The organism is Oceanobacillus sp. HCA-5259 (genome assembly GCF_037892815.1).
GTDB lineage: Bacteria > Bacillota > Bacilli > Bacillales > Amphibacillaceae > Oceanobacillus > Oceanobacillus indicireducens.
Genome location: NZ_JBBKBV010000035.1, coordinates 19683 through 35297, shown reverse-complemented (window position 1 = coordinate 35297; position 15615 = coordinate 19683). Strand labels below are relative to the sequence as shown.

General features: G+C 38.5%; 17 protein-coding genes. 11 read left to right on the top strand and 6 right to left on the bottom strand.

Features of this window, described 5'->3' with window-relative positions:
* Both WKU33_RS15585 and WKU33_RS15580 read left to right on the top strand, forming a co-directional pair.
* Nucleotides 1–898: serine hydrolase (locus tag WKU33_RS15585; protein WP_340455443.1), on the top strand; the 898-nt coding region annotated here is incomplete at its 5' end.
* A 90-nt stretch (nt 899–988) separates the two neighbouring features.
* Entirely contained in the window at nt 989–1441 is a 453-nt protein-coding gene (locus WKU33_RS15580; RefSeq protein ID WP_188856466.1) for a GNAT family N-acetyltransferase, read from the top strand.
* A 243-nt stretch (nt 1442–1684) separates the two neighbouring features.
* On the opposite strand, the gene WKU33_RS15575 is transcribed toward WKU33_RS15580, so the two are convergent.
* The gene (locus tag WKU33_RS15575) at nt 1685–2101 is read right to left on the bottom strand and encodes a DUF1259 domain-containing protein (protein ID WP_340455441.1); all 417 of its coding nucleotides are present in this window, start codon (nt 2099–2101) and stop codon (nt 1685–1687) included.
* A 506-nt stretch (nt 2102–2607) separates the two neighbouring features.
* Between WKU33_RS15575 and WKU33_RS15570 the strand changes: the two genes are divergently transcribed.
* From WKU33_RS15570 to WKU33_RS15555, 4 genes are all read left to right on the top strand, one after another.
* The gene (locus tag WKU33_RS15570) at nt 2608–3117 is read left to right on the top strand and encodes a GrpB family protein (protein WP_156856668.1); all 510 of its coding nucleotides are present in this window, start codon (nt 2608–2610) and stop codon (nt 3115–3117) included.
* 3 nt (nt 3118–3120) lie between these two features.
* The gene (locus WKU33_RS15565) at nt 3121–3363 is read left to right on the top strand and encodes a GNAT family N-acetyltransferase (protein ID WP_336252167.1); all 243 of its coding nucleotides are present in this window, start codon (nt 3121–3123) and stop codon (nt 3361–3363) included.
* A 409-nt stretch (nt 3364–3772) separates the two neighbouring features.
* The gene (locus WKU33_RS15560; RefSeq protein ID WP_188856411.1) at nt 3773–4126 is read left to right on the top strand and encodes a VOC family protein; all 354 of its coding nucleotides are present in this window, start codon (nt 3773–3775) and stop codon (nt 4124–4126) included.
* Nucleotides 4127–4248: 122 nt separating this feature from the next.
* Nucleotides 4249–4803 carry a GNAT family N-acetyltransferase gene (locus tag WKU33_RS15555; RefSeq protein ID WP_188856410.1) on the top strand — a complete coding sequence of 185 codons (555 nt, stop codon included), beginning with the start codon at nt 4249–4251 and terminating at the stop codon, nt 4801–4803.
* A 365-nt stretch (nt 4804–5168) separates the two neighbouring features.
* On the opposite strand, the gene WKU33_RS15550 is transcribed toward WKU33_RS15555, so the two are convergent.
* From WKU33_RS15550 to WKU33_RS15540, 3 genes are all read right to left on the bottom strand, one after another.
* Complete coding sequence (locus WKU33_RS15550; RefSeq protein ID WP_156856664.1) at nt 5169–7013, bottom strand: monovalent cation:proton antiporter family protein; 1845 nt, start codon at nt 7011–7013, stop codon at nt 5169–5171.
* Nucleotides 7014–7186: 173 nt separating this feature from the next.
* Nucleotides 7187–8131 (bottom strand): cation diffusion facilitator family transporter, encoded by a 945-nt coding sequence (locus tag WKU33_RS15545; protein WP_336252166.1) that lies wholly within the window; start codon nt 8129–8131, stop codon nt 7187–7189.
* Between the two features lie 17 nt (nt 8132–8148).
* Nucleotides 8149–8487: an ArsR/SmtB family transcription factor gene (locus tag WKU33_RS15540; RefSeq protein WP_156856662.1), complete on the bottom strand. Its 339-nt coding sequence runs from the start codon at nt 8485–8487 to the stop codon at nt 8149–8151.
* A 185-nt stretch (nt 8488–8672) separates the two neighbouring features.
* Between WKU33_RS15540 and WKU33_RS15535 the strand changes: the two genes are divergently transcribed.
* Together WKU33_RS15535 and WKU33_RS15530 are read left to right on the top strand one after the other, a co-directional pair.
* Entirely contained in the window at nt 8673–9197 is a 525-nt protein-coding gene (locus WKU33_RS15535) for a hypothetical protein (RefSeq protein ID WP_336252165.1), read from the top strand.
* Nucleotides 9198–9256: 59 nt separating this feature from the next.
* Nucleotides 9257–9775 (top strand): NUDIX hydrolase, encoded by a 519-nt coding sequence (locus tag WKU33_RS15530; protein WP_336252164.1) that lies wholly within the window; start codon nt 9257–9259, stop codon nt 9773–9775.
* A 499-nt stretch (nt 9776–10274) separates the two neighbouring features.
* Here WKU33_RS15530 and WKU33_RS15525 read toward each other — a convergent pair whose 3' ends face one another.
* Both WKU33_RS15525 and WKU33_RS15520 read right to left on the bottom strand, forming a co-directional pair.
* Nucleotides 10275–11876, bottom strand: a complete 1602-nt coding sequence (locus tag WKU33_RS15525) for an ABC transporter permease (protein ID WP_336252163.1) — start codon at nt 11874–11876, stop codon at nt 10275–10277.
* Complete coding sequence (locus tag WKU33_RS15520) at nt 11876–12784, bottom strand: ABC transporter ATP-binding protein (protein ID WP_336252162.1); 909 nt, start codon at nt 12782–12784, stop codon at nt 11876–11878. The genes WKU33_RS15525 and WKU33_RS15520 overlap by 1 nt, the downstream gene beginning before the upstream one ends.
* Nucleotides 12785–12941: 157 nt before the next feature.
* Here WKU33_RS15520 and WKU33_RS15515 point away from each other — a divergent pair, with 157 nt between their 5' ends.
* The 3 genes from WKU33_RS15515 (at nt 12942) to ribD (ending at nt 15612) form a co-directional block, all read left to right on the top strand.
* Entirely contained in the window at nt 12942–13529 is a 588-nt protein-coding gene (locus WKU33_RS15515) for a TetR/AcrR family transcriptional regulator (protein ID WP_156856658.1), read from the top strand.
* A 240-nt stretch (nt 13530–13769) separates the two neighbouring features.
* Nucleotides 13770–14525: a GTP cyclohydrolase II gene (locus WKU33_RS15510; protein WP_336252161.1), complete on the top strand. Its 756-nt coding sequence runs from the start codon at nt 13770–13772 to the stop codon at nt 14523–14525.
* Nucleotides 14518–15612, top strand: a complete 1095-nt coding sequence (gene ribD, locus WKU33_RS15505; RefSeq protein ID WP_340455437.1) for a bifunctional diaminohydroxyphosphoribosylaminopyrimidine deaminase/5-amino-6-(5-phosphoribosylamino)uracil reductase RibD — start codon at nt 14518–14520, stop codon at nt 15610–15612. Before WKU33_RS15510 ends, ribD begins: the two co-directional genes overlap by 8 nt.
* The last annotated feature ends 3 nt before the right edge of the window (nt 15613–15615 follow it).

Below are 15615 nucleotides of genomic sequence, written 5' to 3'. Positions count from 1 at the left end.
CACATTAACTATAAATTCTAATCAGAAATTTCCGTTAGCTAGTACGTTAAAAGTACTAATAGCGTTTAATTTTGTAAAGGCTGTAACAAATAAGAGATTTTCAATTAATGATAAAGTGGAATTAGATGAGCTTGATAAATTCTATCTCCCAAATACGGATGGAGATGCTCATCCTAGGTGGAAAAAGTCTATAAATAATCCCGCCGATGTTTCTCTAATGGAAGTAGCAAAGGGAATGATGCAGTTTAGTTCTAACGCATGCACAGATTTCCTCATAAACAAAATAGGAATAGATACAATTAACAATAGTTTAGATGCTCTCCAACTGGACAGCCATGATCAAATAACCTATTTAACTCCACCAATTTTAATGCCGCGTTATTTGTCAGATAAGAAAAAGATAGCTAGGCAACAATTAGAATCAATGGCAATACATAAATACCAGGAGTTGTCGAAAGAATTATTTGAAAAAATGACGACAGATGGGTGCAACGATCTTAAAGAAAACATGTTGAAAATGTTGGACCATAAGACACAACTCGCAATAACTAAAAAGATGCCTTCCTCAACCACAAGAGAATATGCTGATTTTATGTACGAATTAGGAGGAAATCTACTTAGCGAAAAGGAAAAAGATTTATTTAGTGAAATAGTGATTGGTAAGAACATCAAAAGTGAAGAGGATGCCTACTTTTGGTACAAAGGCGGAGCGACCATGTTTGTTTTAACATCTGCTTTATACAGAAAATTTTATGGTAATACTATCGCTGTATCTCTTTTTATAAAGGACGATACGGGTGGTGAGCTCTACTGGATAAGAAATATATTCAATGATTTTGTTATCAGTACGGCGCTAGATGCTGATTTTAGGGAAAAAGTAAAAGAATCGCTTCGTTAATTTATGTTGGAAAATATATTTATAGATTTAAAAGGAATAGCAAATGATATAGGATTTCGCATTTTGAAGTTTTGCAAAAGGAGATTTAAGATGAATATCAGGTTGTTAAATAAAGACGAAAACCCACCTATTGATTTGTTATTGCTAGCGGATCCCTCTCGAGAAATAGTGGAAGCGTATTTGGAAAAAGGAGAATGTTTCATTGGAGAAAGTGATAATCGCGTTATTGGAGTATATGTAATACTTCCGACCAGACCGGAAACTGTGGAATTGGTGAATGTTGCGGTTGCAGAAGAATTTCATGGTAAGGGTTTTGGGAAAACATTGGTAATGGATGCTATTCGAACTGCCAAAGAAAAAGGTTACAAAACAATGGAAGTAGGTACTGGAAATTCAAGTATCGGGCAGCTTGCACTTTATCAAAAATGTGGATTTAGAATTATTGGTGTAGATATAGATTTTTTCATTAGACATTATGATGAGGAAATTATTGAAAATGGTATTCAATGCCGAGATATGATTCGGTTATCTATGGATTTATAAAATTGTTTTCTAGAAATGATGGCTGCTGGGGGAGGATTAATAATTTAAAATAGGGGAATCAGAGTTCTTTAAAAAACATGTTTCTTATTTATCTACAGGGTAGAATATTAAGTACAATTGTTAACAATAAATGCAGATGCTCCAGATACAAACCAATATAATGCTGAAGTTAGATTAATACCTAAATAAAGAGGAATGAATGAACAGAAATAAAGCCATTGTGATAACACAATGGCTCGCTTATTAAAAAAGTCCTGCTTCTTTTGCGGCTGCAAAGCTATTCTTCGCAAATTCGAATGGATTCATTCCGACATTCTCCCAATGCAAATACATTAACCTCGGCTCTTCAAACAACCAGTGGTTATGAAATGCAGTTACGATAATCCCCCTTCTTTGTAATGCTCGAATCATAGGATTTACTTCCTTTTGAAGGATTACAGTTTCACCTAGATTTAAACCATTATTTTCAAAGGATAACATGAAAGGTAGGGCTAGTGGAGAACGCGTGCGGCGGCCTAAAATAGTCGCTCTAATATCATCTCGAAGACGCATTACCACACAAACAGGTTGCGCTTGAATAACCTCACCGCCAATAATATTTGCAAGTCTTTGACAAGTTGATTTTGATTTGGATTCCTCATCATTTTCTCTTCTATACATATGAATCCCTCCTTCTTTTTCATTCTCATTAAATAGTGTATTCGGAGATGTTAGATAGGTATAGACGAGTCATCCAGAGCAACCCCCCCTTTTATTCTTTGCTTTTAACGACTTCTACATCACTATTATTAATAGGTGGTGGAAGAAGTAAGTTTGTTAGAAGAGGTCTGTATATTTTTATTAAATAATGTAAGTTGTAGTTGGAGGATATATGTATTTAACAAACGGGCTCGAATTATCAGTTAATTGCTGGTATAACTAGCAATACATTTTAGATCCCTATTCCTTGGCCTATCATCCCTGCGTTATCATAAGATGGATACCGGACAGCAATGAAATTAAGTTCGATAATTTATAATGAAGAATGATCGTTTGGGATAAATTCCGATAATTCATAAAGAAGTTTGATACAATTAAGTTACAAATTGAAAGTGTATAGTTCTTAGTTGAACAAGAAATGATGATCATCCTTATAAACTGAAAATAAAAAGGTGGGATACAATAACGTGAAAGTTCGACTTACTGACTATAGTGAAGATTGGTCTTGCATGTTTCAGACAGAGGCAGCGTTTCTTACAACAGTATTTGGCGACTTGATAATAAAATGTGAGCATTTTGGGAGTACAGCAGTACGGGGGATGAAGGCAAAGCCTGTAATCGACATGATGTGTATCGTTAAATCCATAGAAAAGGTGGACTTTTTCAATGAGCAAATGAATTCTTTAGGATATGACGTTGCTGGGGAATGGGGAATTAAAGGAAGAAGGTTATTTCGTAAAGGCGGGGATAACAGAACGCATCATATTCATTTCTATCAATTTGATAACCCTGAAATTGCTAGACATTTAATTTTTCGAGATTATTTGAGGGCTCATCCACAAGAGGTAGCTAAATACAGTCGTTTCAAAGAAAAGTTGGCTCAACGCTACGATACGACAAGTCGTTATAGTCCAGCAAAAAAGAAATTCGTAAATGAGATGGAACAAAAAGCTCTTCGTTGGTATTTGGAAAGTTAGAAGATGGCATTAGGTGGGGATGAATACTACATCTTTGAGAATTTCACGAAAAAGAATAAAGCCTTGTTGGATGAACAATCTAAAGGTTTATCCTATTTTTACTTAATAAAGAATGAAGATGGCCTTATTTTGGGAAGAATAAACCTAGTAAATGTTGATAAAAATCAAGGTATAGGTCATATCGGTTATAGAGTAGGGGAATCATATATTGGCAAAGGTATCGCTAATAAATCGGTAAATTTGTAATTAACAACGATTAATAAGCAGGAGATTAAAGAAATTTTAGCGAAGACAACTACTGACAATATCGCCTCGCAAAGAGTTTTGGAGAAAAATGGGTTTAAGCATATAGCAACGAGTGATGAAACGTTTGAAATGAATGGAGAAAGTTTGAGATTTGTTTATTACAAGTGGACTAATTAGGATTTACCGGCAGCTATGTCTGCAATTGTTAAAGTAGGTGGTCCTATTCGATCGCTTTATTGTATAGTTTTAAACGTTATTTAATATATAGCAATCGTGCTGAAACTATCATACTGCTGGCAGGTAAAAATAGTTAGATTGAATTAGGCTGCAGTTTTATCTCTAGAAACTAGGATTTCATGATAATTACGTAGAATATTAAATAAGCACATAAAATTAGAGGAGTGTCTTGATGGAAAATCCTATCTTAAAACAAATCGGAACAGTATTTATCCCAGTAAGCAACATTCAAAAAGCGAGAGATTGGTACTGCGACATTTTAGGATTAAAAACAGAAGGGGAAGTTCAATTTGGTCATCTCTACGTTATACCCATGGAAGGGACAGGAATTGTATTAGATAGCAAGATTTATTCAGAAGATAGAACTTTTAAAACCCCAGCATTCCATTTCAATACAAAAGATATTGAGAAAGCATTTCATTTTATAAGCAATAAAGGAGTTAATTTAATTTCAGAAATCGAACATAATCATTATTTTAATTTCAAAGACCCCGACGGGAATATTTTAATGGTTTGCAAATGTTAATAGTATGCAAACGAGTCATATACTAGAAAGAAAATGACCTCTCAATTGTTGATACAGAGATTGAAAAGTTAAAGCAACAATCTTCTTTATAAAATTAAAAATTCTATGTTGGAGGGTTACAAATGAGAAAGGTAGCATTAGTACCTCATGATAAAAAATATGCAAAATTAATATCTTCACTCTCTTCAGCTCCACAGGTGAGAGAACCTCTAGGATTGACGGATGATCAGACATCGATAGACGGAACACTTGAATTTATCGAGTTTGTCCTAGAAAGTGAACGATTAGATAAGCTGTATTCGAGAGTAATCTTGAATGAAAACGATGAGTTAATCGGGGTAATAACCTTAAAAGAAATAGATAATGAGAAGAAGACCTGTCACATCGGAACTTGGATCGGCCATCCCTATTGGGGAAAAGGATATAATGAGCTGGCCAAAAAAGATATTCTATATACTGCTTTCACAGATCTTAACATGGAATATGTCTTCGCCGGTGCCAAGTTAACTAATATACGCTCTCGAAAAGCACAGGAAAAGCTTCCTTATGTAAAAATAGACGCACAATCTGAATTTCCTGATGAATATAAGAAATTGGTGCAACAGGTAAATGAACCTTGCCTATTAAACGTAATAGAAAAAGCTGCATTTCTTGATTGGTACTTAAAAAGTACTTGAGACCATTGATTTCTGATAGAATAGGGGAAACTGTGCCTCAACTAAGTAAGATACATTCTATTCCCCATATTTTCTATCTAAATTTTACAAATGTTGTTAGGACCTCTCTGCACGAACGCATTCAAATCTATCTCATTCAGTTGATTAGAATACCTCTAATCATCCGAACGCATTCAAATCTATCCCATTCAGACGATTAGAATACTTCTCATTCGAGCGATTAAAGATTAACTCCCGTATTTACTCAATTGAAGTCTTGGAATGGGCTCATTAGCACGAAATCGTCTATAACAAATTGTTATCTAAAAATAGCGCGATGAAGTATGCGCACTGCATCTTCATCACGCTAAAGGTGTAAACCCTTTTTATAAATATTCCGCTACTTTTTCCATCGATTCTTCGCTACCACTAATAATTAAACGGTCACCCTGTTGTAAAATCGTATCTCCATTTGGGGTAATCGCTCGTTCTCCACGATAAATGGACAGGATAAGCGTATCTCCCAAGAATGGCAGCTTGCGGAGCGGTATCCGGTCATATCTCATTCCATCTAAAACAAATTCTCTAATAATCTCATCATTATCCGTTAATAGACGGACAAGACTTGGACTGTGCACCATCGCTTTTAACACCATTTCTCCAGCGAAGGCATTCGAATAAATCGCCATACCCATATCCGTATATTGTTTGTTCAATGTCGGTTCTTCAATCCGGGTAATGATGTTTTCATAGCCAATTGCAATCGCGTAATTAGTAATCTCCACGTTGAAATTATCATTACTTGTTGCAACAATTATACCGTCGAAGGTTTCAAAGATATCCATTTCGATTAACTTCTCCAACGTCATGTTGTTCACTTCAACAATTGGAAATTCATTATCTGATTCCGATTTTAATTTCCCTTGCTTCTCCGAGAAAATCGTTACCTTATAATTACTCTTTTGAAAGTTGAGACTCGCTCGGAGTGCGGCACGGTTAGCTCCAATAATAGCTAAGCTGCTTTCTTTTTCCTCCACTTCAGGCGATATTCTTGCATACAATATCGGTGAAGTGAAACACGTCAAGATAGCAACTAGTACAATCGCACTGTTCATACCTTCCGAGATGATTCCCATTTGCAGCGACACGGTAGCTGCTACAATTGCAAGGCTTAGGGTAGAGGTAAGCAGCATCCCTGAACTCAATACCTCATTCCAAGAAAACCATCGCTTAAGAAGTAATGTTGGCAGATTACGTGTTAAAAAGAGAAAGACCAACACAACAGGAATCAACAGCAAGATACTGCGATTTTCCAGTAAAGAACCGAAATCAAAATCCACTCCTACCATAACAAAGAAGATAGGGATCAAGAATCCATAGCCGAAACTATCCAGCTGATGAACGAATTCTCTATCTGGAGAAAGTAGGGACACAACAACCCCAGCCAAGAAAGCGCCAAGGATATTTTCTACTCCCATTGTTTCTGATAAAGCTACGAACAAAAGGATTAATGCAAAGATACCACGAGTACCGATTTGCGCTGTTCCTCTTTTTAATGCTTCAACCACTGCCATGTTCGTTTTCTTCCGGTAAAAGTTCAATAAGAAATAAAGCAGGAATACAAGAGCGACGAGCAGGATGATCCACCAAACAATCGTCGTGTCTCCGTCTTTTACTGCTAAATAATAAGCAAATAAAATCATCGTGGCAAAGTCAGATATGACTGCGATGAGCAATACGGTTTGCCCTAATTTCGTATTCAGTACTTTCCTTTCTTTTAATACAGGTACGACAACGCCTAGAGAAATGGTTGATAAGATAATCGTCATGAAATACGGATCATCAATCAAACCAAATGATACGAGCACTAGAGAGAACCCGTAAGCGAGAGCTAACATTAAGGCAAAAATAATACTTGAAACGAGGAATGGGTTAATTTCCTTCGATTTCCCAGAGTTATTTCCTTTTTTCACGCGGAAGGAGTTAAAGTCAATTTCCAAACCACTTAAAAACATCAAATATATTAGACCTAAACTGGATAGCAAGGTGAGCCATGCATTATCAACATCGATAAGGTTCAAACCGCTCTTACCAATGATGATCCCAGCAATAATCTCTGCTACCACAATCGGTATCGCTTTTAATTTTAATCGTTCGAGCAAAATTGGAATGAAAAACGCAACACCCGTAACGATCATGAGAGATACAATTGAAGTTGCACCATGTTCCATCTGATAATCCCCCTTTTTGAAAATAATTGTCAATATAACATGGAGTTAGTTAAGTTGTAAAGCATAATTAAACAACAGAATTGTTCTTTTGTCTAATATTATCTACATACATTTTTTTATTTTATAGTTTCTTATATAAAAAAAGGAAGCCCCTTGGGTAAAGGACTTCCTTTTTAATGATCGTGATGTCCGGGTGATTCCGGCTGTATCCTGCAAAGAATCGAATTGTCGTGTAAATGTGCAGTCGTTTCTAGTTGAATCGTCATATGGTGAATATTTTGCTGTTCCAGTTCATGTTCAATCTGTCGAAGTAATGTTTCACTTTCTGCGATGGACATATCATCATCAACAACCGCGTGGCAGGAAAGGGCATTTAATCCGCTCGTAATCGACCAGACATGCAAGTCATGGACACCTTGAACACCATCCGTATGTTGAATGGTTTCCACGACCTTCTCCATATTAACATTATCTGGGGTTCCTTCCATCAGAACATGGAGTCCCGATTTTGCAACAAAGTAGCCACTACGGAGGACGAGTACAGCGACAATAACACTTGCGAGAGGGTCCGCCCAACCCCAGTTGAAGAAAATGATAAGCAGGGCAGCAATAATCGCACCGATTGAACCAAGCATATCACTGATGACATGCAGGTATGCTCCTCGCATATTCAAGTTATCATCCACATCTCCACCACGAAACATAATCCAAGCGACAAGAATATTAATGAACAGACCAATAATCGCAATTATCAACATGCCGGTTGAAGCAACCTCCGGCGGATTTTGGAAACGTCCAATTGCTTCATAGAAAATATAGCCGGCAATGATGATTAGCGTAATCCCGTTCAGCACAGCTGCTAAAATTTCAAATCGTTTATATCCATATGTTTTACTATAGTTGGCAGCTTTATCACTTAGTGTAAAAGCGAGGAGGGCGATACCGAGTGAGATGGCATCACTTAACATATGGCCAGCATCTGCCAAGAGGGCAAGACTATTGGTAAGGAATCCACCTATCGCTTCCACTATCATATAGAGGGAAATGATGATAAAACTTATTTTTAAAACTTTTTTATTCGCACCATGCGAATGATCATGTACATGATCGTGTCCCATTTCAAATTCCTCCTCAATCAATGATGTAGAGCATGCTTGATCGCCTGCTTCAATAAATTCATGACATGATCGTCATCCTCTGAATAATATAGGGTTCTCCCTGCTCTTCTATATTTAACCAATCGCAAATTTTTTAAGAAGCGTAACTGATGGGAAACACTTGATTGACTTAGGTTTAATGTCTCGGCAATAGCGTTCACGGAATGTTCCCCTGTACATAGCAAATTTAAAATCCGAATTCGGGTTGGATCACTCAAAGCTTTGAATATTTGCGAGACAACGAATAATGTCTCTTCATCCAAATGTTGCCTGTCTTCTGTAAATACCTGTTCCCGTTTTTGCTCATCCACCACCATCTCAACTCCTCTATCTATATTATTGTCTTACATCAATACATGAACACATGCTCATGTATATAACTTATGACAAAACATATTAAATGTCAAGAAACAAGTCAACCTGTGCTATGATTTAAGTGGGACATGGGGTCAGAGCAACTGTCCCAGTTTACGAAGAATAACCAAAAGGGAGGAGTGGAAAAGTGAAGAAGTTTCTTTTACTTGTGGTACTCGTTATAGGGATAGTCGGTTGTAGCAATACAAATGAAGAACCTAATACAACCACTGCGATTATGCCGGAAAAAATGCCGGATGACTTTGGTTTTGCGGTTCAGTTTGGTGTGGATAAAAAGAACGAGATTAATACATTTGAAGAAACTGTAACGAAAGACTTAATTCAGAATGGAACGATTACGACGAGCATCACTTTGACAGAGAAAGAAATGCAGCAAATTTACGGGAAAATGAAAGATGTTCATATAGTAGAAGAGAAGAAATTGATACCAGAGCCTATTGATGGGGAAATATGTTACCAGCAACCGCATGAAGAAGACGAGTGGAAGATCAGAGTTAACGGGGAGACAATACACCATTCCGTATCTGGTGCTTATTGTGATTCAACCGCTGATGCAAGCGAGTTATTTGAATTGAGAAATTATATTTTTGATATAGTGAAGAGAAAGGATACATATAAAGATTTACCAGAAGCAGTAGGCGGGTATGATTGATTTTGATTTGAAGACGTTGTTAATTTCAAATGGCGATAGAAATTGGGGAGGATCTGCAAATGGAACTTTGGGATGTATATAATCGAGATCGAATCAAAAAAGATAAATTTATAGTACGTGGAGAAGCTTTTGAAGAAGGGGATTATCATTTGGTTGTCCATGTTTGTATCTTCAATTCGGCAGGGGAAATGTTGATCCAGCAGCGACAACCTTTCAAAATAGGGTGGCCGGATAAATGGGATATTACCGTTGGTGGCAGTGCGATAAAAGGGGATAGCAGTCAAGTGGCAGCAGAAAGAGAATTGGAGGAAGAACTTGGAATTTATCTAAATTTAGAGGAACTAAGACCGCATTTTACTATTAATTTTGAACGTGGTTTTGATGATATTTATTTGGTTGAAAAGGAAATCAATTTGGAAGATGTAAAGTTACAGGAGGAAGAAGTTAAAGATGTAAAATGGGCAACAAGAGAAGAAATTATTGAGATGATTAGGAGCGGTGAGTTTATTCCATATTATGAAGGTATGATTCATTTGCTTTTTGAAATGCGCGGGAAATATGGCTGCATTCGACAATAAGAGTGCAGAGGGTTAGTTCCCCTCCGGATCATCTGAATCCCGATTCGTTGTTTCGCATAACTTTGAAGGGGAAAAGCTATCAGTGTCTTCATCTTTGTATTTTTCGACTCATGCAGAGGCTTATAGGCTATCTAATTCCTCGAATAGCCAAGTTTTCCAATCGTTCAGCGGTTTATAAGCTATCTAATCATTTGAACACACAATTTTTACGCTTCATCGGTTGATAAGAGACCCTCTAATCCCTCGAACAATTGCTTTTTCCGCTGATTCGGTTGATGAAAGACACTCTAATCCCTCGAACGATTGGTTTTCCTCTCGTTCGAGGGATTAGAGACTCTCTAACCCTCTGAACAATTGACTTCCTAGCTCTTTCGGTAATTAACAAATCTTCGAGTATCCGAATTAAGCCGAACCCATTCTAAAACGACAAAAGGTCGGAACAACTATCCCAAAAAACTGGGACATTTGCTCTGACCCCACTGTCCCGGGCTTGAGTCGATTATCCTTCTATATCTCTTTTTCGATAGCCAATAAATCCCAGAGTTATTAAGATGGCAGCAACTAAAATTAGTAACATGATTGGTGTCCATTCCATATTTTCTACTGGTAGTGCTGGGATATAACCGAATGGGGAGAGTTTCTCTATCCATTCCGGTAAGTCTAGCAGTCCGCCGAGATAATTAGAGATGAATGAAAATACGACATATACCCAAATCAATCCGGTAAATCTTGGTGCCATGCCAATTAAAAACAGAGCAGCTCCGATCATGACTAGCATCGCCGGGTAATATACGAGGGAAGCCCCGTAAATCGTTCCGAAAGAAAAACCATCCTCCATTACAGCCTCAGCAGCAAGCCACAGTCCGATACCTGATAAGGAAATCATAATGAATCCATTAAACACAGCAATAATCAAGTTGCTCGCCAACAGTTTTCCACGAGATACTGGTGCGGCGAGAATCGACTCGGTTCGATTTTTCTTTTCTTCACCAATCAATTTATTCATTGCCATAATCGGAGGAACAGTAGCAAGTATCCCCATCACAAGCATTAAGGCAGGGATAAATTGTTCCGTTAAGGAGTAACCTTCTTCAGCAATAAGTATTTCTTCTAATAGTTCATTACCTTGAAAGAATGACTCCAAATCTCCCATCACAGAACCGTAAGACATGCCTAGAACTAGCATACTTATTGCCCAGGAAATAAAAGCTGTACGCTGTGTGCGGAAGAAAAGTCCAATCGGAGACTGGAGAAAACGAGTTGCATGAGTTCTTCCAGCCCGAGCGTGGAGAAAAGCGGCTCCCCAGTTACGGATTGCATTTAAATAATTCGCTAGTAAAAATAATGAAGCAGAAAATCCGACAAGAAGCAACACAGGCCACCATTCGTTCGCTGAATAAGCTTCCGTCTGTGTAACGAGTCCGAGCGGTGAAAAGAGGGATAATGTTTCATTACTCACATCACCAATCGCACGAATGAAATAAGCGAGCAGCAATACGGCAATCGATAATCCGGTAGCTCCGCGTGAGCTTTCTGAAAATTGAGCGAACACTGCCGCTACACCTGTGAAAAAGAGTCCCGTACTTCCTAAAGCAACTCCGTACAGCAAGGAGCCTTCAAAATCCATACTTTCCAATCCTAAAGCATATAAGCTAAACCCTGAAACGAGAGCAAGCACAATATTTGTTACGGTTAGAACAAAAAGAGTAGCATTCAAGTTCGCTAATCTACCGACAGGAAGTGCAAGAATCAATTCGGAAAGCCCATCTTCCTCTTCTGCCCGTGAATGACGGATAACGAGTAAGATACTCATGAGTCCAACGACAACGGCTGTAAACAGCAACATATTATGCGTCGTCATCGCACCGATCGTATAATTCTCAATATCTCCAGGTCCAACCATCGCCGTCACTGCTGGATTCGCCATCGTTTCTGCCATTACATCCCGTTCATCTTGTGTTGGAAACATGTCGTCAAGGGCGACAGGGATCAATATAGTAAAAAAGATAATACCAATGAGCCAGAGGGGAATCCGAACCCGGTCCTTTCTTAAGGTGAATGTAATTAGGGAACCGATATTATCAGTTGCAGACCGAAACATCAGGAATTCCCTCCTTCAGTCGTTTCTTGCTTATGCTCATAATGACGCATAAATAAATCCTCTAATGTTGGAGGTGCACTTTCCAATTTTACAATTCCGTATTGGCTTACATATCGGATGACCGTATCGAGTTCTTCTGAATCTACTTGAAAGTCCAGCGTTTGCCCATCCTTTTGCACATTGTGGATACCTTTCCATTCATCGATTGTGGGGATAGGTTCTTTCGTTTCCACTAAAAGATTCGTCCGGGTTAAATGTCGCATCTCACTTAATGTACCTGACTCAATAATTTTACCTTGCCGGATAATCCCGACTCTGTCACATAGCTTCTCCACTTCCGATAATATATGACTAGAAAGCAGAACCGTTTTTCCTGCATCCTTTGCAGATTGAACATATTCCTGGAAGACTTGTTCCATTAATGGGTCCAGTCCAGAAGTCGGTTCATCAAAAATAAACAGTTCGGGATCTGATGCAAAAGCTGCGACTAAAGCTACTTTTTGACGGTTACCCTTTGAATACGTGCGGCACTTTTTCGATGGATCAAGGGCGAATCGTTCCAGTAGTTCTTCCCGTTTATGCTTATTATTCCCACCTCTTAATCCCATAAATAAGTCAATCACCTCACCACCGGTCAAGTTCGGCCAAAGGTTCACATCACCAGGGACATAGGCGAGCCGTTTATGAATTTCCACTGCATCGTGCCAGGCATCTTTTCCGAATATTGTTACTTTTCCTTCTGATGCTTTTAAAATTCCGAGCAAAATTCGAATGGTAGTGGATTTCCCAGCACCATTCGGTCCGATGAAACCATATATTTCCCCTTGATCCAATGCCAAATTGACTCCATCCAGCGCTTGAAAGTTCCCGAATTTCTTATGGAGATTCTTCACTTCTACTATCGACATTGCGCTCATCCTCTCTCAGGTTTATAAAAAAAGTTTTGAAATATTTCGCCTCTCATAGTTCATAATATAGAAAAACGATGTAGCATGCAATAGATTTGAACTATTTCATTTGTTATATTTCATAACTTTTATTAAACTAATGTAAGAGGTGAAAGCGATGAATGGCTTTGAAAGAAGAAAGCAAATAAAAATGAATAATATAATAGAAACGGCCTTATCATTGTTTTTGGAACATGGAATAAGTAAAATTTCCGTTGCTGGGATTGCTAAAGAAGCAGGCGTTTCTCAGGTGACGATTTATAATTATTTCGAGAGCAAAGATAATTTAATCCAAGAAGTGTTTCGATATTATATCCACCAAATATGGGAAGAATATGTGGTGCTTTTTAATCGTGACATTCCTTTTCCGGAAAAGGTTAAAACGATAATTTTTGATAAATCATTAGTTGCGAATCAAATTAATGAAGAGTTTTTCGATTATTTTATGAAAGATTATATGAAAAAGGATAGTTATATCATGAAGTTCTATACTGAAACGGCACTGCCTCGTTTTCTGGAACTGTTTGCGGAGGGGAAGGAACAAGGGTATATCGATAAGTCGATTTCCGATGAGGCAATTCTCTTATACATTCAAATGTTTGCTGATTATATGCGGCGGGAAGATGTAGGGCCATCACTCCTTCCGCTTACAGAGGATCTAACAAAAATATTCTTCTACGGTATATCTGGAAAAAGGACGGACTAGTAGCTTAGCTGTCAAAAAGTAAAATTTCATTCAGTGGGGGTTTCCTTCCCCCTCACTGAATGTTAACAGAATTAGGGATTTACGGACTGTTTATCCCCACCTTCACATCTTGGTATTCACTCATGTTTAAAGATGGGACCGTTAATACGTGATAAAAGTTCCTATTTCCGAGAAAGATAAATTGAAGCTCGATAATTATTTCACTATACTAAGATAAGTAAGTGAAAGGAGATAAGGAATATGGCAGATGTGAAAGTGGAATCCAAAGCCTTTGCGCTTTTAAAAGATAAAATACAATTGATTAAAAAGCAGGATCAGGCGATCTATTTGGTCGGTCCGATCCAGCTTCCAGTAAATTTATACGGAGAAACAGTTGTTTTTCAGTGGTACTCTTGGCTGAATCATGATGAGGTGACAGAGGATTATGAGAAAGTCATTGATCATTTCGCCTCAGCAAACCTTGCTGAATATCAGCAGTCGAGCGTTCTCGTGTACGGTGACTTTAAAGAAGCGGACGATGCGCTCATTCGTCTGCACTCGATTTGTCATACAGGGGATATTTTCGGAAGTAAACGCTGTGACTGTGGTTTCCAATTGAAAGAGTCCATGAAGCGGATCAAGGAGCATGGCGCGGGTGCGCTGTTCTACCTTGCGAACCATGAAGGTCGGGGAATTGGTTTATTCAGTAAAGCAATGGCTTACGTGCTTCAGGAAAATGGTTTTGACACAGTTGAAGCAAATGAAAGTTTAGGATTTGATAATGATCTCAGGAATTATGATGACGCGATTACAGTGCTGAAAAACCTACGCACGAAGCCAGTCACATTGATTACGAATAATCCCGAAAAGCTGGAAGCACTCCGGAACTCCGGCATGCATGTTGCTGGTAGAACTGCCTTATGGGGAGACGTATCAGAATATAACCAGAAATATTTAGAAACGAAAATTGAAAAATCCGGCCATATGAAAGCGGAGGGAACTTGTCCAAATGACTAATCACGAATTTTATATGGACCTTGCCCTTACGAATGCCCGGGCGATGAAAGGGCAGACTGATCCGAATCCACTCGTTGGGTCCGTCATTGTAAATGACAACCGGATTGTCGGAGTCGGCACCCATTTGAAAGCGGGAGAACCGCATGCAGAAATTCATGCATTAAGAATGGCAGGGGAGCTTGCACATGGAGGTACGATTTACGTCACGCTTGAACCCTGTTCCCACCACGGAAGAACAGGCCCTTGTGCTGAAGCAATCGTGCAAGCCGGGATTAAAAAAGCGGTTATCGCAACCCTTGACCCCAACCCGGTTGTTTCTGGAAGTGGTGTGAAAATCTTAAAGGACGCTGGAGTCGAAGTGATTACAGGAGTTAGGGAAAAAGAAGCGCGGCAGATGAATGAAGTTTTCAATAAATATATTGTTGAAAAGAAACCATTTCTGACATTGAAAGCAGGAATTACGCTGGACGGCAAAGTCGCAACCCATACGTTTGACAGTAAATGGATCACTTCAGAAGAGGCGAGGGTTGATGTCCATCATCTACGTAATGAAAATATGGGAATCTTGGCAGGAATCAATACTGTATTAGAAGATAATCCTGCGCTTACTACGAGAATTCCGAATGGCAGAAACCCTGTTCGAATTGTTCTTGATTCAACGTTAAAAATTCCACTCGACTATCAGCTTGTGACAGATAACGAAGCAGAAACGTGGATTTTCACAAGTCGTGCACATGATGAAACGAAGAAAAAAGAATTAGAGCAGGCCGGTGTGCGTGTTTTTGTTACAAACCGTGAAAATACTGTTGATCCGCATGAAGTTGTCGAACGGCTAGGCGAAGAAGGGATCTCCTCGGTCATGATTGAAGGTGGCGGAAATATTCATGCATCGTTTCTCGAGAATCAATTAATAGATAAGGTCGTTCTTTATATTGCTCCTAAGCTTGTTGGCGGGAAGGATGCCCCAACCTTTCTGGAAGGGACTGGAGTGAAGCTTATGAAAGATGCGGTTGAATTAAATGATGCAGCATTTATTCCAGTTGGAAAAGATTTGAAATATATTGGTTATCCAACCTATACAGATTGAGGG